At 67.7% G+C, this 20112-nt stretch carries 16 protein-coding genes; 7 read left to right on the forward strand and 9 right to left on the reverse strand.

The window, feature by feature from the left end:
- The first annotated feature begins 12 nt into the window (after nucleotides 1-12).
- Nucleotides 13-963 (forward strand): hypothetical protein, encoded by a 951-nt coding sequence (locus ACKN61_RS12785; protein WP_408949862.1) that lies wholly within the window; start codon nucleotides 13-15, stop codon nucleotides 961-963.
- Between the two features lie 62 nt (nucleotides 964-1025).
- The gene (locus tag ACKN61_RS12790; RefSeq protein WP_408949863.1) at nucleotides 1026-2153 is read left to right on the forward strand and encodes a GNAT family N-acetyltransferase; all 1128 of its coding nucleotides are present in this window, start codon (nucleotides 1026-1028) and stop codon (nucleotides 2151-2153) included.
- Here the strand turns inward: ACKN61_RS12790 and ACKN61_RS12795 are convergent.
- The 9 genes from ACKN61_RS12795 to ACKN61_RS12835 all read right to left on the reverse strand — a co-directional run bounded on the left by ACKN61_RS12795 (nucleotide 2150) and on the right by ACKN61_RS12835 (nucleotide 14078).
- Entirely contained in the window at nucleotides 2150-3295 is a 1146-nt protein-coding gene (locus ACKN61_RS12795; RefSeq protein WP_408949864.1) for a glycosyltransferase, read from the reverse strand. The genes ACKN61_RS12790 and ACKN61_RS12795 overlap by 4 nt on opposite strands.
- Nucleotides 3292-4926, reverse strand: coding sequence for a hypothetical protein (locus tag ACKN61_RS12800; RefSeq protein WP_408949865.1), 1635 nt, complete (start codon nucleotides 4924-4926; stop codon nucleotides 3292-3294). The genes ACKN61_RS12795 and ACKN61_RS12800 overlap by 4 nt, the downstream gene beginning before the upstream one ends.
- The gene (locus ACKN61_RS12805) at nucleotides 4913-6358 is read right to left on the reverse strand and encodes a WecB/TagA/CpsF family glycosyltransferase (RefSeq protein WP_408949866.1); all 1446 of its coding nucleotides are present in this window, start codon (nucleotides 6356-6358) and stop codon (nucleotides 4913-4915) included. Before ACKN61_RS12805 ends, ACKN61_RS12800 begins: the two co-directional genes overlap by 14 nt.
- Nucleotides 6355-7497: a glycosyltransferase gene (locus ACKN61_RS12810; RefSeq protein WP_408949867.1), complete on the reverse strand. Its 1143-nt coding sequence runs from the start codon at nucleotides 7495-7497 to the stop codon at nucleotides 6355-6357. Before ACKN61_RS12810 ends, ACKN61_RS12805 begins: the two co-directional genes overlap by 4 nt.
- Nucleotides 7494-8825 carry a VpsF family polysaccharide biosynthesis protein gene (locus ACKN61_RS12815; protein ID WP_408949868.1) on the reverse strand — a complete coding sequence of 444 codons (1332 nt, stop codon included), beginning with the start codon at nucleotides 8823-8825 and terminating at the stop codon, nucleotides 7494-7496. The genes ACKN61_RS12810 and ACKN61_RS12815 overlap by 4 nt, the downstream gene beginning before the upstream one ends.
- Nucleotides 8822-9937, reverse strand: coding sequence for a glycoside hydrolase family 5 protein (locus ACKN61_RS12820; protein ID WP_408949869.1), 1116 nt, complete (start codon nucleotides 9935-9937; stop codon nucleotides 8822-8824). The genes ACKN61_RS12815 and ACKN61_RS12820 overlap by 4 nt, the downstream gene beginning before the upstream one ends.
- Before the next feature lie 74 nt (nucleotides 9938-10011).
- Nucleotides 10012-11511: a GumC family protein gene (locus tag ACKN61_RS12825; RefSeq protein WP_408949870.1), complete on the reverse strand. Its 1500-nt coding sequence runs from the start codon at nucleotides 11509-11511 to the stop codon at nucleotides 10012-10014.
- A complete protein-coding gene (locus tag ACKN61_RS12830; RefSeq protein ID WP_408949871.1) occupies nucleotides 11512-12354 on the reverse strand; it encodes a polysaccharide biosynthesis/export family protein in 843 nt (280 codons plus the stop codon). It abuts the gene before it with no gap.
- 278 nt (nucleotides 12355-12632) lie between these two features.
- Complete coding sequence (locus ACKN61_RS12835; RefSeq protein WP_408949872.1) at nucleotides 12633-14078, reverse strand: undecaprenyl-phosphate glucose phosphotransferase; 1446 nt, start codon at nucleotides 14076-14078, stop codon at nucleotides 12633-12635.
- Between the two features lie 318 nt (nucleotides 14079-14396).
- Here ACKN61_RS12835 and ACKN61_RS12840 point away from each other — a divergent pair, with 318 nt between their 5' ends.
- From ACKN61_RS12840 to ACKN61_RS12860, 5 genes are all read left to right on the forward strand, one after another.
- The gene (locus ACKN61_RS12840; RefSeq protein ID WP_408949873.1) at nucleotides 14397-15983 is read left to right on the forward strand and encodes an alkaline phosphatase D family protein; all 1587 of its coding nucleotides are present in this window, start codon (nucleotides 14397-14399) and stop codon (nucleotides 15981-15983) included.
- Between the two features lie 154 nt (nucleotides 15984-16137).
- Complete coding sequence (locus tag ACKN61_RS12845) at nucleotides 16138-17049, forward strand: PhzF family phenazine biosynthesis isomerase (protein WP_408949874.1); 912 nt, start codon at nucleotides 16138-16140, stop codon at nucleotides 17047-17049.
- Between the two features lie 245 nt (nucleotides 17050-17294).
- Nucleotides 17295-17447, forward strand: coding sequence for a hypothetical protein (locus ACKN61_RS12850; RefSeq protein ID WP_408949875.1), 153 nt, complete (start codon nucleotides 17295-17297; stop codon nucleotides 17445-17447).
- A 283-nt stretch (nucleotides 17448-17730) separates the two neighbouring features.
- On the forward strand, nucleotides 17731-18009 hold the full coding sequence (locus ACKN61_RS12855) for a hypothetical protein (RefSeq protein WP_408949876.1): 279 nt from the start codon (nucleotides 17731-17733) through the stop codon (nucleotides 18007-18009).
- 227 nt (nucleotides 18010-18236) lie between these two features.
- Nucleotides 18237-19991, forward strand: coding sequence for an ABC transporter ATP-binding protein (locus ACKN61_RS12860; protein ID WP_408949877.1), 1755 nt, complete (start codon nucleotides 18237-18239; stop codon nucleotides 19989-19991).
- Nucleotides 19992-20112 lie beyond the last annotated feature (121 nt).

Genomic DNA, 20112 nt, shown 5'->3' on the forward strand with positions numbered 1-20112 from the left:
CGGAACGCCGTCATGCTCGAACCCACCACGCATCCCTTGAGCAATCTCGGCCCGCAGTCGCCGGCGCAATGGCAAGCCGCGCCGCTGCTGTTCGAGCACCGCCTGCACCTCGACCCGCGTTTCAGCCGCGAGGCCATCGCCCGCACCATCGAGCGTTATCCGCGCCGTCATTACTCGATCGTGCACATGGGCGAACAAGGCGCGAACGGCAAGCGGGTCTGGCGCGAAGGCGAGTTCGGCGGGCTCGACGGCGAGCGCGTGCTCGAGGCGATCGAACGCGGCCGCCTGTGGCTGAACCTGCGCAACGGCCAGGACCTGGAACCGCACTGCCTCGAAGTGCTGATGGGCCTGTTCGGCGAGGCCGGCACGTTGTCGCCGCCGCTGTCGAGTTACGACCACCGCGTGGGCTTGCTGGTGTCCTCGCCCGGCGCGCAGGTGTATTACCACGCCGACCTGCCCGGCCAGGGCCTGTTGCAGCTGCACGGCCGCAAACGCATCTACGTCTACCCGCCGCGCCTGCCCTTCCTGAGTGCAGAGGGCCTGGAAAACATCGCCCTGAGCCAGCTCGAAGTCGGCCTGCACTACGACCCGGCTTTCGATGCGCAGGCTGCGGTGTTCGACCTGGAACCCGGGCAAGGCCTGTTCTGGCCGCTGAATTCTCCGCACCGGATCGAGAACCACGACTGCCTCAACATCTCCATGACTCTGGAGTACTGGACCGAGGAGATCCGCCGCAATCACATGATCAACCTCGCCAATGCCATCCTGCGCCGGCATCTGGGCTATACGCCGCATACGCGCAAACTCAGCGGGCCGTCGTTCTATGCCAAGGCCGCGCTGCAGGCGGCGTGGCGCCGCAGCGGGCGCCTGGATGCCTTGCGGCGTACCGCGCGGCCGGTCGATTTCCGGCTCGATGCCGAAGTGCCCGGCCGCATCGTCGATCTGGCGGAGCCGGCACGGTGACGGCGAGTGCGCAAGCGGTTCGTCGGGCGAGGCAAGACTATGTCGCGACGATCGAGACCGATGTGGCGACCGCGCTACAGCGCTGGCGCGAATGGATCGACGACGGCGCCGCGATCACCGTGTTCCAGAGCGAGCGCTGGCTGTCGACTTGGTACGCCACCCTCGGTGCGCAGGCCGGGCGCAGACCGTTGCTGGCCAGCATCGCGCGGCGCAGCGACGGATGCGTGCTGATGGCCCTGCCCCTGGTCGCCGAACATCGCGACGGCCTGCAGCGGATCGGGCTCGCCGATCTCGGCGTCAGCGACTATGCCGCGCCGCTGCTGATGCCCGCTTGCCCCGACGATGCGACGCAGGTCCGCGCGATGTTCGCCGCCCTGCGCAAGGCCTTGCCGCACGCCGATCTGCTGGCGATCGAGAAAATGCCCGAAACCGTCGGCGCGCGCGCCAACCCGCTGCTGCATCTGCCCGGGGTGCGCGCATCGGCCTTGTTCGGCAACCCGGCCACGGTCGGCGACGACTTCGATGCCTGGCGCTTCAGCCGCGAAAAAACCCATCGCAAGGAACTGGAACGTTCCTGGCGGGTGTTCACCCGTCACCCTGACGCACGTTTCGAGCAAGTGTCCGACGCCGTCCAGGCGCAGCGGGTCATGGACGCATTGGAACAACAGCAACGCAGCGCGATCTCCGGTAAGGGCTGGGCCTATATCCTCGATGAGCCTGGGTATCGCGATTTCTATCGCAAGCTGGTCGACGAAGGCCTTGCCAGCGGCGAGGTGGTGCTGACCGCGCTGATGGCCGGCGACGAAGTCGTGGCCGCCCTGCTCGGCCTGCGTCGCGGCGGCGAGTACGCGATGATCCGCATCGGCAGCGCCGCCGGCGAATGGCGCAGTTGCTCGCCCGGCCGGCTGATCATCGAACGCACCATGGCCGCCCTGCATGCGCAGGGCGTGCGCCGTTTCGATTTCACCATCGGCGATTACGCCTACAAAAAGGGCTTCATGCCCGAGCAACTGGACTTGTCCGATCTGGCGGTGCCGCTGTCGTGGAAGGGCCGTCCGCATACCCTGTGGATCGGGCTTCGCCATCGCCTCAAGCAATGGTCGCATGCGCATCCGCGCCTGCACCGCGGGCTGGCACAAGCCCGCGATGTCTGGACCCGCGCACGCGCCGGGCGCAAGGCCGCGTCTTAAGCCGAACCGCTCGGGGCGATCCGCGCGAACAAGGCGAGGTATTCCTCGACGCTGCGTTCGACGGTGAACTCCAGGGCCCGCCGCGTCGCCTCGGCCTGATCGCCCGGGCGTTGCAAGCGGCTTTCGATGGCCGCAGTCATCGCCGAAACGTCGCCGACCGCGACCAGGTCGCCATAGCGGCCGTCGCCGAGAATCTCGCGCGGCCCGACCGGGCAGTCGCTGCTGATCACCGGCGTGCCGCAGGCCATTGCCTCGATGAGTACGTTGCCGAAACCTTCGAACAACGAAGCCAGCACGAACACGCGCGCCTGCCGCATATAGGCATAGGGATTGGCGCGCTGGCCGAGCAGGCGCACCCGCTGGCCCAGGCCGAGTTCGTCGATCAAGGCCTGCAAGGCCGACCGCTCCGGTCCTTCGCCGATGATCGCCAGGCGTGTCTGCATCGGCATGCGCACGCCGGCGAAGGCGCGGATCAGGCCGGCGAAATTCTTTTCCGGGCTCAGACGCCCGACCGACAGCACCAGCGGGGCGGCATCGGCGCCGAACCAGGGGTCGTCGATCGCCTCGTGGGCGAGCGAGTTCCAGTCGCGGCGCAACACCGGATTGGGAATGACTTCGAGCCGAGCCCGCGTGCCCTTGGCCAGGCGCGGCGCGAAGTCGTCGCGCACGCCCTGCGAGACCGCAACCACGGCGTCGGCGAGGCGATACGCCCAGGGCATCAGACGCAGGGTCGCGCGATAACGCGCAGAAGGATCGAGCTGCCGCATCGACGACACCGGCGCATGCTCGGTCAGCACGACCCGGGTCGCCCCGCCCGCCCATCGCGCCGCGACCGCAGCGACGATATTGCTATGAGTCAAGGCCGATACCAGTACGTCGGGACGGCGCCGGCGCAACAGTCGAGCCAGCCGGGTCGCCGCCGACACAGTGCGATCGGCGTCGAGCGAGACCAGCTCGATATCGCCGGCCAGCGCCCTCGCCTCGGTGTCGGCGCGATGGACGACGAAGGCCGTCTCCATGCCGCGCGTGCGCAGGCCCTGGGCCAGGCGCAACAGCGAGATCTCGGCGCCGCCGACCTTGAGCTGGGGCAGATACAGCAGCGCGGTGCGCATGCGCGAGGCGCCGGCAGCGTGCGGGGTCATTCGCCGGCTCCGCCCGGCGAACGCCGACCGCGGTAACGCAGCTTGCGGCCGAGTTCGTGCAGATTGAACACGTAACGCTTGCCGTCGACGAGAGTGCGTTCGCCCCAGGACGAGACGGTGTGCAAGCCATGCGGATTCGGCCCGCGCGGATCGGGACGGCAACGGCGCACCACTTGTTCGCGATAACGCTGCGGCGTACACACCTCGATGCGGTTGATCGCGATGGCCGCACCGTAGCCCGCGCTGCAGTCCTGCGCCGGCCGATACAGCGCGCCGCCGTGCACGAACGGCGTGCCGGCCGGGCGCGAACTGCAATGATCGAGCTTGACCGGATGCAACGCATGCGGATGCCACGGCCCGCTTAGGTCAGCGGCATAACTCAGACACAGATTGTCGAAGGCGCCCAGGCCGAGATCGGTATAGGCCAGCCAGAACAGGCCCTCGTGCCGAAACAAACTGGCATCGGCGGCGGCGACACCGTCCAGCAACACCGCCACCGGCCGCCATTCGCCGTCGGCCTCGATCCGGTACAGCTCGCAACGGCGGCTCGCCGAGGTTTCCGGGATCGCGTACAGGCCGCCGTCGTGCTCGAACAGATAGGGATAGGACAGGTGCATCGGCAACTGCAGCCGGGCCGGCCCGGCCTGTACGATGCGGTCGCCGCGATCGAGTTCGATCGCCTCGATGCGGCCGAGGCCGTCGCGATAGTCGTAGACCTCGCAATACAGACGATGGCGGTCGCCGGGAATGCCGAAGGGGTCGGCGCGGTAGTGGGTCGAGCCGCGTCGGCCGAGCCAGCGGACCTTCGAGGCCAGCGGCGTCTGGATCAGCTCGTGGATCGGCGCATCGATCACCCCGATCATCCAGCTTTCGCTGAGCCAACGCGCCACCAGCCGGCGCCGCCAGGCCAAGGCCTTGCCGCGCAAGCCCCGCACCGCTCGCCGCAACGGCGTCGGCGCAGGCTGCGGTGCGAATGCCGTCGTCGTGGGCAATGCCTCGCCGACGATCAGTTCCTGCACCGCGCCGCGCAGCAGGGTCGCCACTTCGCCATAGATGCGCTCGAACGAACGCGGATAGTCCGGGTCGGCGAAAAAGCGCACGGCATCGAGCACGCTGGCGCCGTCGCGCACCAGCAACAGTTCGCCGCCGAGACCGGCGCTGATCGCCGCATGACAGGGCCAGGCCGCGGCGAGATGGATGCCCTGCGCATCCAGCGGCTGCCACACGCCATGCCGACTGGCGGCGCGCCAGGCCCGCCATTGATCGCCCGCACCCGGATCGATGCCGGCCAGGTCGATCACCGCGTCCCAGCACGAATCGCCGGGCGATTGCAGGTCCGCCGAGGGTGCCGGCGTCTCGGCCAGCATCGCGGTCGCGCGTTCGAGTCGGTTCCAATCCGGCCGATAACAATCCGCCACGCGGACACGGCGCACGTCGACCTGCACGCCGGGAATGCTGCCGAGGGCGGCGCGCGCCAGCTTCTGCCAGGCGCGATGACGATCCGCCGGCAACAGCACCGCGATCCGCAGCCTTGCCGCAGCCTGGGCGGCGTCGGCTTCGAGCGGGTCCGGGCGCGGCGTGACCAGATTGCCCGGCGGTGTGCCCGCCGGCCTGGATTCAGAGTCGATCATGCAAGGCGCGTGGCAGATGAGAGCGATGTTTGTTGAGGATGGAGCCGAACACTTGGGCGTTGACCGCGGCGAGATCGTCGAGCAGCTTGCGGATCGCCGAAGCGCGCGTGACTTCGGCTTCGACCACTACGATCACGCCGCTGGCGCGGGCCGCGGCGACCAGGCCGAACGCCGGCTTGGCGTCGACCACGATCTCGTCGAAGCGCTCGCACAGACCATTCCACACCGAGGCGTCTTCGATCGCCGCGTAATTGTCCCGATAGCCGCGGGCGTCGCTGGACAGCCGGGCGTGGGTGACATCGCCGTTGGCATCGTCGGCGTAAACGGCCGTAATCGAAGCGCCGGCGCGATCCAGCGCTTCCTCGACCAGGCTGGGCCAGGCGCGCTCGCGGTCGAGGTCGTCGGACAACAGCAGGACCTTGCGCTTGCGCAGACGTGCCGAGGCTTCGGCGTAGGCCCGCGCCAGCGAACTGACGCCCTCGCCCGGGCGCGCGGCGATGAACTGCACGATGCGTCGGCCGCCACCCGCCATCTGCGCATCGAGGCGCTGCACCAGGCCGGCCATGCGTTGCTGGGGCTGCGCAAACAAGGGCTCGGCATCGACGGACATGGACGAACGCTCCCTGGGGCTTGCATCGGTATCGACGCCGAGCGCAGCCGCGCCCAAGGTTTCGCGTTCGTCGCCGCTGTCGCAGGCCAGGCGCAGCACCCGCCACAGGAACCGACCGCCGCCGAGCACGTAGCGACGCCATAAACGGCGCGGCTCCTTGAGCAATCGGTACAGCCATTCCAGGCCGATGCGCCGCAGCCATTGCGGTGCGCGCGGGAAACGTCCGCCCATGAAATCGAGGATCGCGCCGCCGTTGACGATCAACGCCGGCTGTTCGAGTTCGCCGGCCAGGCGCGCGGCGATGCGTTCCTGGCGCGGCATGCCCATGCCGAGAATCACCAGGTCCGGACGCGCGGCGGCGATGGTCGCCACGCAACGGTCCTCGCCGCCGAAACCGTCGATCGAGCAGACGATGTCGAGGCCCTGTTCGCGTAAATGCTGCACGGCGCGTTCCAGATACGGCTGGTCGGTGCCCGCCACCGCGACGCGTCGGCCGCCAAAGGCCGCAACCAGTTGCGGAATCAGGTCGGTGCCGTTCATGTTCAAGCCCGGTGCGCGCGCGAGCAGGCGCAGGCAAGCGGCCACGCCGACCCCGTCGCGCAGCAACAGCTCGCTGCGCAGCAAATCCTCGCAAAAGACCGGATCGGTCCAGGCCAGATTGAAGGCGTGCTGGTTGAGGAACGACACCACGGTGGTGCGCTTGGGCTGGCGCAGTTCGTCGAGCAGGCGCCGCTGCCGGCGCGAATCGGCGACGATGTCGAGACGCTCGAGCAATGCCCGGATGCGCGGCATCGCCGCGACGCAGTCGTGTTTGTCTGTCATGCGAAGGCGCCTTCCGCGCGTAATTCTTCATAGACCGCGGCGACCTCACGGGCCATCGCCAGGTCGGAGTAGCGTTCGCGCTGGCGTTGCAGGCCGACCCGCGCCATCGCCCCGGCGCGCTGCGGTTGCTCGATCAAGGTGGCCACGGCGTGGGCGAAGGCGCCGGCATCGCCGGGCTCCACCAACAGGCCGGCGCGGCCGTTGCCCAACACTTCCGGGATGCCTTCGTTGTCGGTAGCGACCACCGGCAGTCCGACCGCGAGCGCTTCGATCAAGACCATCGGCAGGCCTTCGCCGTACAGGCTCGGCAAGGCGAACACATCGATCTGCGCCAGCTCGGCGCCGATGTCGCGGGTAAAACCGGTCCAGACGATATGCTCGGCCATGCCCTGAGCCTTGGCGTACGCCAGCACCTGCTGTCGGTAGGCCTCGCTCTCGAAGCCGCCGACCGCGCGCAAGCTCACCGGCCGGCCGGCGGCGCGCAGACTCGCCAAGGCCTCGATCAGAACCTCGATGCCCTTGCGCGGGCGGAACAGGGCGACCATGCCGAGCACCCATTGCGATTCCGGCGGCCGCCACTCGCGCACCTCGGCGACCGCCGGCACGCCGTTGGCGACGGTGCGGATCAGGCCGTCCTCGTAGCCGATCCGGCGCAAGTAGTCGCGGGTGCTGTCGGAGACCGCGATCAAACGGTCTGCGCGCCGCAGGCTGAAGTGCTGGATCGCGCTGTTGATGCGGTTGCGCACGGCGCTCTCGGTGTCGCGGTCGGTGCGGCTGTGGACGTGGTGCACCATCGGCTTGGCGGCGCGGTGGGCGGCGAAACGGCCGATCAACGCCGAGCGCGCGGTATGCGTGTGCAGCAGGTCGTAGCCGCCCTCGCGCAACAGCCGCGCCACCTCGCCGGCCGGCTTGAAATCCAGGCGCGAACGCATCGGCACGGTCGTCAGCGCGCTGCCGCTCGATTCGCGCACCCGTTCGAAGGCGCCGGCCTTGAGGCAGGCGAAATCGACCTGCCAGCCGAACCTGGGCAATTGCAGGGCGAGCAGATCCTGCACGCGTTCGGCGCCGGCGTAATGCTCGCCGTTGATCAAGTACAAGGCCCGGCCCGGGCGCGGCGTTGCGATGACGATGCCGCTCATGCGCGGGCTCCGATACGTGAGAATGCTTGCCGCGGCGCGCTGCGGCGTTCGGCCGCGGCGGCCTCTGCGCCGAGCGCGCGATAACCGGCGACGCCGCACAGCACCGCGAACAGCAAGGTCAGGGCGCTGGTCTTGGAAGCCAACGAGTTGGTGGTCGAGGCGGTGATGAGAAACACCAGCAAGGTCCAGCGACCGCCGCTGCCCGCGCGTCGCCACAGCAGCCAGAACGCGCAGAGCAGGCCGAGCGCGAACACGGCGAAACCGAACACGCCCAGTTGCAGCAGCATGAACAGCCAGAAGTTCTCGATCGCCTCCAGGTTGGCGCTGAGGCCGACCCGCGCCGAGACTGCGTGGATCTGCGCCGGCGAGATCCCGAACAAGACATCGAAGCGGTCGAGATGATCGAAGACGCTGAAGATGCGCAGGCGCACCGTGGCGCTGTCGTCCAGGTACAGTCCCTCGAAGATGCGCGCGCCCAAGCCGCTGCGCCAGACCAGGGCCATCGCCATCGGCAGGGCCAACAGCATCGCGATCGACGCGCCGACGATGTGCAGATAGCCATAGCGCCCGGCACGCAGGCCGTGCAGCGCACCCCAAGCGGTATAGGCCAACAAGGCCAGCGTGGTCAGCACGAAACTGGTGCGTCCGCCGAAGGCGAGCAAGGCCAGCACCAGGAATGCAACCAGCGAGGCGCGCCACAGCGGCGACATCGGCCGGTCGAGCGAGGCCAACAGGACGATGCTGGTGATCAGCGCATTCTCGAGCGGATGACCCAGCAGCGCGGTGGCGCGGAATTTGTCCTCGATGACCGGCACGCCGCCGGCGACCGTATACGGCACCAGGTGATGTTGCATGGCGGCTTCGACCAGACCGAGCGCGGCATTGGCGATCGCCACGATCAGGATCAGGCGGAACAGACCGCGCAGTTGCGCGGCGTCCAGGCGCAGCAGGATCAGGGCGATCGCCGCCGGCATCATCAAGGTGTCGATGAAGAAGGCCGAACCGGAGGCGCCGTAACGCAGCAGCGAATAGACGAAGCCCGACAGCATCGCGAGCAGGTACAGGCCCAGCAGCGGCTGCCCGGCGAGGCGGCGCAGCAAGGCGACGAGCGGATTGCCCTGCGCGGCCAGCGACAAGGCCAGCGCGATGGTCAGCAGATAGCTGCCGGGATGCAGCTTGAACACGAAGCTGCCATAGGGCGCGTCGTAAGGAATGCCGAGCACCGTCAACATGGCCGGCGACAGGCACAGGTAGGCCAGCAGGCTCAGGACCAGGAACACGCGGCTGGCGCGGTCGAAGGCGCTTCCTTGGCCGTCGTACGCCTTCATCGTGCGCGCCGGCCCTGCTCCAGCCGGCCCTGCTCCAGCCTGCTCAGCCCCAGTGCGCGCAACGCCGGCGCTTCGAGCTCGCCGCGCTCGCGGCCTTCGGTGTTGCTGCCGCTGGCGATGCCGAAATCGTCGGCATAGTTCCACAGCGACCAGCCCCAGCCGTTGCTCTCGGCGAGGGCCCGCACGTCGCCGATCCAGGCATAGCGCGACGCCGGGTCGACGCCGTCGCGGATCACCCCGAACTCGCCGCAATGCACGCGCACGCGGTGCTCGCGCGCCCAGGCCGTCAGCGGCCGCCATTGCGCGGCGATGCGCTGGCGGTTCCAACCGCTCCGGAAGTACTCGGCGAGCTCGTCGGTGGCGCGTTCGGCCGCGACCTGGCCGTCGCTGCGCGGCAGCTTGAGCCGCGCCTGCAGCGCCGGATAGCGCACGCCGCGCCAGTGCCCGGCGGTGGTCCAAGGATCGCCTTGCATCCAGCTCGCGCCCTGGTGGGTGAAGATGTAAGGCAGGTAGTAATGGAAGCTGTAGATCAGGTTCGGATCGTCGAGCGGCTCGAGTTCGACCAGGCCTTCCAGGCTGCCGCCCTTGCGGCCGCTGACGATCAGCGCATGCGCCGGCAACACCTCGCGCACCGCGCCGACCAGGCGCTGCTGATATCGGCTCCACAGATAGCCGCCGGCGATGCCGTAATAGCCCGGTTCGTTGAACAACTCGAAAACGACCCGCTTGGTCGGCGTGCGCTTGAACTCGCCGGCCAGGGTTCGCCACATCGCGATATAGCCGTCCGACCATTGCGACTCGGCTTCGATCGCCTGCTTGGTCTGCTCGTTCGGATGCAGGTCGACGATCACGTCGAGCCTCGCCTCCAGCGCCGCGTCGACCGCACCGCGCAAGCGCGCAAGCCCGCTCAGTTGCGGCCCGCGTTGCGGCGACCAGCCCAGCGCGACCGGATCGACCGGCAGGCGCACGTGGTCGAAACCGGCCTCGTGCAGCTTGCGCAGCTCCTGCGCCGTCACCGGCGTCCCGCCGCTGGCTTCGAGCCAACGGCTCAGGTTGATGCCGCGTTGCAGCGACTGAGCATTCGTCGCCGTGGCGATCATCAGCCCGACCATCAGACATGCGAGACGGAACGCCCGTCCCGGGGCCGTATGGCGGTGTCGATGCCGCGTCGGCGCGCTCGCCGCGCTCATCCGCGTTCCACCATGGGCACGGTCGCCAGCACCGGCAAGCCGAAGCTGCGTTCCAGCTTCTCCGGCGAAAGGAAGCTCGAACGCAGCGCTTCCGACAGGAAGGCGACGATCAGGGCCACGCCGAGGCTGAGAAAGAAGCCGATCGCCAGGATCGGCAAGCGCACGCTCTTGGGTTTGAGCGGCCAGCTCGCGGCCTGCAGCACGCTGACGCTGGTGCGCTGTTTCTGGTCGCGCGCCTCGGCGATGCGCGCGCTTTCGAGCTTGCGCGCATAGTTGGCGTAGCTGTCTTCGAGCAGCTTCTGCTCGCGGGCGAGGCCGGCGAACTCGGATTGCTGGCGGGTCAGTTCGGCGGCGCGGCGTTTGAGCTGGTCCAGGCGTTCCTGCAAGGCCTTGCGGCTACCGGCGAGCGCGGACTCGTCCGAGGTCGCGCGCAGCAGATCCAGCTCGGCGGCTTCGCGCACCGGGTTGCGCCCGGTGCGTACCGTGGTCGGCGGCGTACGGCGCTGCTGTTGGATGAAGGACTCGGCCTTGGACACGTCCTTGCGCGCATTCACCACCAGCGGGTTGTCGTCGAGATAGCGCGAACTCAGCCCCTGCTCTTTCAACTGCAGGTCGAGCAACTGGCGCGGGATCTGCGGATCGCCGAGGGTTTCGCTGAACTGGACCAGGTTGGCCGGGGTCTTGCTGGCGATCTGCTTGAGGGTCTTGGCGCGCGCATTGGCGGTGCCGGCCTGCTGGCTGGTCTCGTTGAGGCGGGTTTCCAGGTCGTTGCCCTGTTGCACCATCAGGCCGAGCTGCTGCTCGTAATTGACGATGCCGTGCGCCTGCTTGAACTCGGCCAGGCGCTTCTCCGCGTCTTTCAGGCGCAGCTCGACCCCGGCGACCTGGCCTTCGAGGAAACGCACCTGGTCGTCGGAGAAGATCGCGCGGCGGCGGTCGAGATAGGTCGCGACCAGGGTGCGCAGCGCCGACTGGGCGATAGCCGGGTCGGGATGAGTAAAGCGCAGCTGGATCACCGTCGCGCCCTTGAGCAATTGCGCGTCGAGGTTCTCGCGGAACAGTTCGACCGCCTGGTCGAGCTTGGGCCGGCGCGCGTCGTCTTTCTGCTGGGCGATCGAGGGATACAAGCGTCCCATGCCGATCCGCACGACCACTTCACGGATCAGATCGCGGCTGGCCAGGATTTCGTTCTCGGCGCTCAGCGCCTCGCTACGGTCGAACATCAGCGGCGTGGCGCCGCCGTTGCCGTTGCCTTCGGAGGTGTCGGCAACGTAGACGTATTCATGCCCGAGCCGGACCAGGAGGCTGGCATCGGAGACGTACCGCGTGGTCGGCAGCAAGGAGGCGATCAGCACCAGGCCGAAGCTGATCGCGAACGCGAGCCCGATCCGGCGCCGGTCCCTGAAGGCGGTGCCGAGCAACTCGCGCAGCGAAAACGCCGAGGAAGGCCGCGAACGGGATGGGACTGCGAAGGCGTCCTGCGGTGCGCTGTCCATTCAGTAGCCCGAGCGATTGTCGTTGAGGTCGTAGGAGAAGCCGACGTTCACCGGCAGGTTCCGGCGGATGTACTGGTCGATCCACTTGTTCAGGCGCGACACGTGCGAGGGCACCGCCAGCACCACGTCGAAGGGCTGCAGCAACGGGTCGTTGGCGGCGTCGGCGCCCTTGCGCGATTGCGAGGCGACATCGACCCGGATCACCTGGGCGCGGCCGTCGTCGCCGCGGCGCAGGATAACCACGCGGTTCGCCGCGGCGGTGTCGCGCAGGCCCTGGGCGACGATCAAGGCCCGCATCACCGTCAGCGACGGCAACAGCGGCTGTGCGCCGGGACGCCCGACTTCGCCGCCGACGAAGACCTGCTGACGGGCGAAGCCCTTCTCCACTTCCACCGATACCTCCGGCTGGCGCAGGCTGCCGGCATAGGCGCGCTTGAGCGCGGCGGCGAGTTCGGCCGGAGTGAGATCGGCGGCCGGCACTTCGCCGACCAGTTGCAGGTGGATGCGCCCGTCGGGCCGCACCGTCACGTTCTCGTTGAGCTCGGGCACATAGAAGAACTTGAGCGCGAGTTCGTCGCCCGGCGCGATGCGGTAGCCGGCCGAGTTCGATGCGGCGCCTGGCGCGGACACGGTGCCGGGCGCGGCGCGCTCGGCGGTTTGCGCGGCCGCCGACAGCGGCAGGATCAGCCACAACAGCGCAAGGCACACCCGATGAAACCCAGACGCCGACCGCAATAATGTGTAACGAGGCACATCTGCATACGCCGCGACGGCCTGCATCCCTGCCCTATTTCCGTGCTCGATCGGCGCTGGTCGGCCGGTCTTCCGGAAGCGTTTGCTCATGCCTTCAATCCTGACCTGACAACATTCATTGCGAAAGCTCGGTAATGCATTGATTACTAATCGATACATGTCGCAATCCGTCGCGATACCGGACTTCGTCGCAGAATTCATTATGTGACGTGCATCACGAATATGTGGACCTTAGCATCCCCATGTCGAGATGGGGCGAAGACCGTCGGGCGCGATGCTCGATCGCCGATCAGGCTGCTGAACGAGCAGCCGTTCGATGCCGGCTCTCCGATGCCCGAGCTTCGATGCCGCAGCTTCTATGCCGGCTCTCAATAAGCCGCTTCGGCCGAGAGCACCGCCGGCACGGTGCGCAGCAGGATCGACAGGTCCAGCCACAGGGACCAGTTCTCGATGTATTCCAGGTCGTACTCGACGCGCTTCTGGATCTTTTGGAGGGTGTCGGTTTCGCCTCGATAGCCGTTGATCTGGGCCAGGCCGGTGATGCCGGGCTTGACCCGGTGGCGAGCGACGTACTCCTCAACCGCATCCTCGAACAGCACGTTCGCCGCCTTGGTCGCGGTGGCGTGCGGGCGCGGCCCGACCAGGGACATGCTGCCGCCGAGTACGTTGAACAGCTGCGGCAGCTCGTCGAGACTGGTCTTGCGGATGAAACGGCCGACCCGGGTCACACGCGGATCGTCGCGACCGGTCTGGCGCTCGGCGTGCGCATCGCGCAGGTGGTGATGCATCGAACGAAACTTGTAGACCTCGATCAGGCGCTGGTTGTAGCCGTAGCGTTTCTGCCGGAACAGCACCGGCCCGGGCGAATCGAGCTTGACCGCGGCCGCGACCAACAGCAGCAAGGGCGACAAGGCGAGCAACGCCAGCGATGACAGGATCAAGTCCTCGCACCGCTTATAGACCGGCGACCAACCCTGCAGCGGCGGCTCGGCGACGACGAACATCGGCACCCCGCCTACCGGCACCATGCTGCGATGAGCGAAGCGGAAAGTGCTCATGTCGGGGATCAGCAGCACCTGCACCGACAAGCGACGCAGACGCTGGGCCAGGGCCTCGTTGCGGCCCTGCGCGCCGGCCGGCAAGGCCACCAGGATCTGGTCGACGCGGCCGTCGCGGACCAGGCCTTCCAGCGCATCCAGGCCGCCCAGGTGCGGCAGCGACGGCGGCGGCGCTTCGCGCAGGCGATGCACGGTGCGATCGTCGATGTAGCCGATCAGGCCCGAGACCACGTCCGGGCGGTGATGGACGTGGTCGGCCAGGCGCATGGCGTTGTCGGTCATGCCCAGGATCACCGAGCGCTGGATGAAATGGCCCTGGCGAATGCGCCGCTGGAAGAACGCCAGCATCGCCATCCGGCTCAGCAGGAAACCGGCCAGGCTGAGCCCGTACCACAGCGACAGCAGCTCCAGCGGCACCGCGGCGATGAAGCGGAACAGCAGGTGCAGCAGCACCATCAGGCCGAATGAAGCGCTCCAGGCGATGACGGTGCGGCGGATCAGCAACAGGTTGCTGAACATGTCGCGGCCGTACATGTCGAAGCTGTTGAACACCAGCAGGCACAACAACCCGGAGAGCATCGACATCGCCAGATAACTGCGCACCGCGACGGGCTGATCGACCTGCAGCAAGGCCACCACCAGCACGCTGGGCGCCGCGGCGACGACGAAATGGATCAGGCGCGCCATCGCTACCGTGTAACGGATCGCCGTCGGTTTGGCGAAGGCGAAAATGGCGTTGGAAAACGGTAGTCGCATCTTGGATCGCAATGCCCACTGCAGACGGGAACAGGGGCATACGGCGGTCGACGTCCCTGCCAATGTGCTCCGGGCTCGGATTCTGTGGGTTCGACCTGTGACGGCTTCGCGAAGAGTTTGCGCTACACATCACGTTTTAATGTGCTTTAAAACACATTGATCGAAGCAGCAGTTCGACTTCCATCGCCGTGCGACGACACCGATGAGCCCGTTGAACGCGCCACGACCGTTCCGACTATGGCGATGCGCAATGTGCTTCGCCACACGCCTGCCATATGCGGACGTTAGGGTTTCGCCACCTCGTGCCGAGCCCGCGCCATGCACGCCAACGATCCGCATCGCCGTCGTTTCCTCGTCCGTTCCGGCAACGCCCTCGGGCTCGCCGCCGCCAGTTGGGCCCTGCCCGCCGGCGCCGCGCCGGCCATCCTCACCGCCGAGTCGGCGCGTCCGCGCCTCGACTACGGCATCCAGTTCGGCGACGTCGGCGTACGCCAGGCGACAGTCTGGGCGCGCAGCGACCGCGCCTCGCGCATGTGGGTGGAAGTCGCCGACAACGAAGCTTTCCGTCGCGCCCGTTCGCTGCGCGGCCCGCTCGCGAGCGCAGCCTCCGACTACACCGCCCGCCTCGACCTGCCCTTGACCCACGGGCCCGCGCAACGCTTCGTGCGGGTCGCCTTCGAGGACGCGCGCAGCGGCATCCGCAGCGCCTGGACCGAAGGCCGGCTGCGCAGCGCACCGCAGGGGCGCGCCGATGCGCGCCCGATCCGCTTCGTCTGGGGCGGCGACGTCGCCGGCCAGGGCTGGGGCATCAACCGCGAATTCGGCGGCATGCGCATCTTCGAAGCGATGCGCCTGCGCGACCCCGACTTCTTCCTGAACTCGGGCGACACGGTCTATGCCGACGGCCCGATCCAGGCCGAAGTCGCGGCCGAGGACGGCCGCGTGTGGCGCAACCTGGTCGCCGAAGGCGTGCACAAGGTCGCCGAGACGCTCGACGAGTACCGCGGCCGCTATCGCTACAACCTGCACGACGACAACCTGCGCCGCTTTGCCGCGCAGGTGCCGCAGTTGTGGCAGTGGGACGACCACGAAGTCGTCAACAACTGGTCGGCGTCGAAGGACCTCAGCGCCGACGCCCGCTACACGGTCAAGGACGTCGCCGTGCTGGCGCGCCGAGCCCGCCAGGCCTTCCTGGAGTATTCGCCGCTGCGCACGGACTGCGGCAGCGAACGCGCGCGTATCGACCGCGTGATCCGTTACGGCCCGCAACTCGACGTGTTCATGCTCGACATGCGCAGCTATCGCGGCCCCAACACCGCCAACCTGCAGCCCGGGCCGGACGCCGACACCGCCTTCCTCGGCCGGCGCCAGTTGCGCGAGCTCGCCCAGGGCCTGCGCCAGTCGCGCGCGACCTGGAAGATCGTCGCCGCCGACATGCCGCTGGGCTTGCTGGTGCCCGACGGCGTCGACGCGCAGGGGCGTGCGCGCTGGGAAGCCGTGGCCAACGGCGACGACGGCCTGCCGCGCGGGCGCGAACTCGAATTCGCCGAACTGCTGCGCGCCATCCGCGAGGTGCGCAACGTGGTCTGGCTGACCGCCGACGTCCACTACTGCGCCGCGCACTACTACGACCCGGGTCGCGCCGCGTTCCAGGACTTCGCGCCGTTCTGGGAGTTCGTCGCCGGCCCGCTCAATGCCGGCTCGTTCGGCCCGAATGGATTGGACGGCACGTTCGGCCCGCAAGTGGTGTTCCAACGCGCCGCCCCTAAGGCGAACGCCTCGCCCTTCGCCGGCTACCAGTTCTTCGGCGAAGTGAACATCGATGCCGACAGCTCAGCATTGACCGTGGACCTGCGCGGGCTCGACGGCGTCAGCGTGTTCAGCAAGCGCCTGCAGGCGCAGTGAGCGGCGCCCGCACGGCTTAGGCGCCGCTCGCACGCGCGAGCGCGCGCCCGGATGCGGCGGCCGCGGGCTGGAACGCAGCGATGCGCCGGCCGCCGTGGCGGCGGACGGAGGCTGCGCTTAGGATGCTTGGCCAGCTTCCGGAGCCGAGCCCGCCATGACCGACTTGCGTGTGTATCAGATCGACGCCTTCACCCGGCAGCGCTACCAGGGCAACCCGGCCGGCGTGGTCGCCAACGCCGAAGGGCTCAGCGACGAGCACATGCAGTTGATCGCGCGCGAACTCAACAATTCCGAGACCGCCTTCATCCTGCCGGCCGAAGCCGCGGACCACGACCTGCGCGTACGCTTCTTCACTCCGACCACCGAAGTACCGGTCTGCGGCCATGCGACGGTCGCCGCCCACTTCGTCCTCGCCCTCGAACGCGGCCTGCCGGCGAAGCCCTGTCGGCAACTGACCGGCGCCGGCATCCAGGTCATCGAGACCCTGCGCAGCGACGACGGCTTTCGCATCGCCATCGAACAGAACCGGCCGAGCTTCGAGCCGAAACTGTCGCGCGCGCTCGCCGCCGAAGTCGCGGCGGCCCTCGGCGTCGACGCCCGCGCCCTCGACCCACGTTGCCCGGTGCAGTTCGTCTCGACCGGCCACGGCAAGTTGCTGGTCGGCTTGCGCGAGCGCCGGCAGTTGCAGGCGCTGGTACCGGACGCCGCGCAGTTGATCGCGCTCGGCCCCAAGGTGGGCGCCAAGGGTTTCTTCGTCTTCAGCCTGGACCGTGAAGACGGCGACGACGCCCTGACTCATGGCCGCATGTTCGCGCCGGCGATCGGCATCGCCGAAGACCCGGTCACCGGCAATGCCAACGGCCCGCTCGGCGCCTATCTGGTCAAGCACGGTTTGCTCGAAGCCCGCGACGGCGTCGCCCGGTTCCGCGCACGCCAACAAGCCGGCAACGGCCGCGGCGGTCAGATGGACGTCACCGTCCGGGTCGAACGCGGCGAGCCGAGCGGCGTGCGCATCGAGGGCGATGCGGTGACCTGCTTCTGGGCGACCTTGCCGCGCACGTTCTGAGGCGCATCGATAGCGTCTTTCGGGTTGCTCCGCCATAGCCGGCGACGAAAGAACGCGGCAAAGCAAATCCCCCCAGCCCCCCTTTTTCAAAGGGGGAAGCAGTCGCGCAGCTTGGACCAGACCGGATATCGCCCCTCTCGCCGAATTCCCCCCCCTTTGAAAAAGGGGGGCTGGGGGGATTTGCTCTTGTCGCCATAAAGACGCCCTGGAGCAGATCGCCGCAGCTTTCATCGGTTAGCCGATCGATGCCCCGCCAATCGGCGCTCGTGCAGCAGGTCGATACCCGTGATCCGAACAGCGATGGTTTCGATACATCGACCGATCCGAAATCGACCGATCCGAATTGGCGCTGCCGCCCCATCGAAACGATTCGGCGTGCACTTGCAATCGGAAACTGAGACGCAGCGCGTGAAGGCCGTCGCTTCTCGATCATCGCGCTTCGCGATTTTCTATGCCCTTCTTTCCGACGTCGGTCACGGATCGATAATCGGCGAATTTCCCCGGTAAAAAAGCAATTTCCGCATACTCGACAAAGCCGTCCGAAGGCATTCACGCGGCAATCACGATCCGGATTCTGTGACCACGCACGAACGATAATGCGATATGCATCGCTACTTCGATCGACAAACTCGCTGAGTCGTTGACCGCCCTGACAACAGGACGTAACACTGTCTGGGCAAGATGCAATCCAAGGTTTCGTCGAACAACGCCTCGCGCACTAAAAACAACAACAGCGAGCCGTTCCATTCCGATCCGTCCGCACTCCGCCGCATGGAATGCGCGACGATATTATTCGTGACACGGAGCAAGTCGATTGAAAAACCCCAGCGCTATCGCCGCGGGATCGGTCCTACCCACGATCCCATCGATTCGGATCCTTCCACCGCAGGCGTCCATGCGCTCGGCCCGGTCGAACGGCACCGTGCCCGAACCCTGTCCGGGATGATCTGTCCGGAATGATCCGCAGGCCATAGCGCGGCGGCAGCGTCGATTCCCATCGAATCCGCTGCCGATCAAACCCTGAGCAACGCAACGTGCCGATCGGCATGCGTTCTGCGCGTGCCGCAAGAGTTCATCGCGCCGATTCGGTGCGCGATCGTCCGTGGCCGCAATCCGGCCGGGCGAAGAGAACCAGCCGAAGAAAAACCAGTGCAGTCACCTCACCGCCGTCCTTTCGTGGAGTTCGCATGAGCAGTTCCTACAGCGACTTGTGGCGCCTGATCCGCACCGGCAAGCCGTCCCTCGCGTTGCTGTCGCTGGCGGCGCTGACGGCGATGGCCTCGGTCGCCGGCACGCTCTGGTTTCCGATCCAGACCAAGCAATTGATCGACGATTTCGGCAACGGCGGCATCGACCCGAGCCGCATCGCGATCCTCGCCGGCATCCTGATCGCGGCCAACCTGGTCGGCGCGATTTCCGCCTACTTGCTGGCGCGGGTCGGTTACCAACTGGTCGCGCGCCTGCGCGCGTCGCTGGTCGACAAACTGCTCAGGCTGCCGATCGCGTCCTTCGACAGCGAAAGCAGCGGCGAGCGGGTCAGCCGGGTGGTCCGCGATTGCGAGTCGATCTCCGAACTGACCACGCGCCAGGCGATCAATCTGCTGACCGGCGTGCTGCTGCTCGGCGGCTCCATCGTGGTCCTGCTGCTGCTCGACGTGCGTCTCACCCTGACCTTGCTCGGTTCGATCGGCGCCGCCTTCGTGGTGATGATCCCGATCGCCTTCCTGCTCGACGGCCTGTCGCGCCGCATCCAGGACCGCACCGCGCGGCTCAGCGGCATCCTCACCCACGTGTTCCAGGAGATCCGCCTGGTCAAGGCCTTCACCGCCGAGCCGCGCGAACGCGAGCGCAGCGAAGAAGAGATCGAAGGCCTCAAGCAACTCGGCTGGCGCGTGGCGCGGGTCAACGCCGCGCTGGAGCCGCTGATGAGCCTGGCGATGACCCTGGCGATCATCGTGATCCTGGTCTACGGCGCTTCGCGCGTCGCCGCCGGCGAGATCACCATGGGCACGCTCACCGCCTTCATCCTGTACATCTTCAACGTCGCCAACCCGCTGGTCCAGCTGACCAACTTCACCGCCGAACTGCAGAAGGCGAAAGGCGCGTCGGGGCGGATCAGCGCGATCCTCGCCGAGCCCGAGGAAGAACCCCACCCCGGCCGCGCCGAGCGCCGCAGCGGCGGCATGCTGGAATTCCGCAACGTCTCCTTCGGCTACGCCGGCCGCGACACCACCGTGCTGCACGGCATCGACCTGCAGTTCGCACCGGGCACCACTACCGCCCTGGTCGGCACCAGCGGCAGCGGCAAGACCACGATCCTGTCGCTGATCGAACGCTTCTACGAGCCCAGCGGCGGCGAGATCCTCTACGACGGCCAGCCGATCTCCGGCTTCCCGCTGGTCGACTGGCGCGGCAGCATCGGCTACGTCGCCCAGAACGCGCCGATCATGCCCGGCAGCGTGCGCGACAACATCGCCTACGGCCTGGCCGGCGAATTCTCCGACGAAGCCATGCGCTCGGCCGCCAAGCGCGCCGGCGCGCTCGACTTCATCGAACGCATGCCGCAGGGCTTCGACACGGTCCTGATCGAACAGGGCAACAACCTGTCCGGCGGCCAACGCCAGCGCATCGCCATCGCACGCATGTTCCTGCGCGACCCGGACCTACTGATTCTCGACGAGGCCACCTCCAACCTCGACAGCGAAACCGAACACCAGGTCAAGCTGGCCCTGGAATCGCTGATGCAAGGGCGCACCAACATCATCGTCGCCCATCGCCTGTCCACGGTCATGCACGCCGACCGCATCTGCTTCCTCGACAGCGGCCGGATCTCCGGCGTCGGCAGCCATGGCGAGCTGATCGCCACCCACCCCTATTACGCCCGCCTGGTCGAGCGCCAGTTCCAGCGGGCGCCGGAGCCGGCCTTGCTCGAAGCCGACTGACTCGAACCTAACGCATCGGGCCGCGGCACCGCGGCGCCGGCCGCTGCCGCACCGGGTACTCCGGCGAGGCAGCGATCGAAACGACACCCCAGCGCTCCATCTTCAGCACACCGGTGAGTTC

The sequence above is a fragment of the Lysobacter sp. Hz25 genome, from assembly GCF_046097045.1.
GTDB lineage: Bacteria > Pseudomonadota > Gammaproteobacteria > Xanthomonadales > Xanthomonadaceae > Lysobacter > Lysobacter antibioticus_B.

Coding starts and splice junctions, on each gene's coding strand:
- ACKN61_RS12785 (WP_408949862.1), top strand. CDS start 13: ATGCTCGAACCCACCACGCATCCCTTGAGCAATCTCGGCCCGCAGTCG.
- ACKN61_RS12795 (WP_408949864.1), bottom strand. CDS start 3,295: ATGACCCCGCACGCTGCCGGCGCCTCGCGCATGCGCACCGCGCTGCTG.
- ACKN61_RS12800 (WP_408949865.1), bottom strand. CDS start 4,926: ATGATCGACTCTGAATCCAGGCCGGCGGGCACACCGCCGGGCAATCTG.
- ACKN61_RS12805 (WP_408949866.1), bottom strand. CDS start 6,358: ATGACAGACAAACACGACTGCGTCGCGGCGATGCCGCGCATCCGGGCA.
- ACKN61_RS12810 (WP_408949867.1), bottom strand. CDS start 7,497: ATGAGCGGCATCGTCATCGCAACGCCGCGCCCGGGCCGGGCCTTGTAC.
- ACKN61_RS12815 (WP_408949868.1), bottom strand. CDS start 8,825: ATGAAGGCGTACGACGGCCAAGGAAGCGCCTTCGACCGCGCCAGCCGC.
- ACKN61_RS12820 (WP_408949869.1), bottom strand. CDS start 9,937: ATGGTCGGGCTGATGATCGCCACGGCGACGAATGCTCAGTCGCTGCAA.
- ACKN61_RS12825 (WP_408949870.1), bottom strand. CDS start 11,511: ATGGACAGCGCACCGCAGGACGCCTTCGCAGTCCCATCCCGTTCGCGG.
- ACKN61_RS12830 (WP_408949871.1), bottom strand. CDS start 12,354: ATGAGCAAACGCTTCCGGAAGACCGGCCGACCAGCGCCGATCGAGCAC.
- ACKN61_RS12835 (WP_408949872.1), bottom strand. CDS start 14,078: ATGCGACTACCGTTTTCCAACGCCATTTTCGCCTTCGCCAAACCGACG.
- ACKN61_RS12840 (WP_408949873.1), top strand. CDS start 14,397: ATGCACGCCAACGATCCGCATCGCCGTCGTTTCCTCGTCCGTTCCGGC.
- ACKN61_RS12845 (WP_408949874.1), top strand. CDS start 16,138: ATGACCGACTTGCGTGTGTATCAGATCGACGCCTTCACCCGGCAGCGC.
- ACKN61_RS12850 (WP_408949875.1), top strand. CDS start 17,295: ATGCCCCGCCAATCGGCGCTCGTGCAGCAGGTCGATACCCGTGATCCG.
- ACKN61_RS12855 (WP_408949876.1), top strand. CDS start 17,731: ATGCAATCCAAGGTTTCGTCGAACAACGCCTCGCGCACTAAAAACAAC.
- ACKN61_RS12860 (WP_408949877.1), top strand. CDS start 18,237: ATGAGCAGTTCCTACAGCGACTTGTGGCGCCTGATCCGCACCGGCAAG.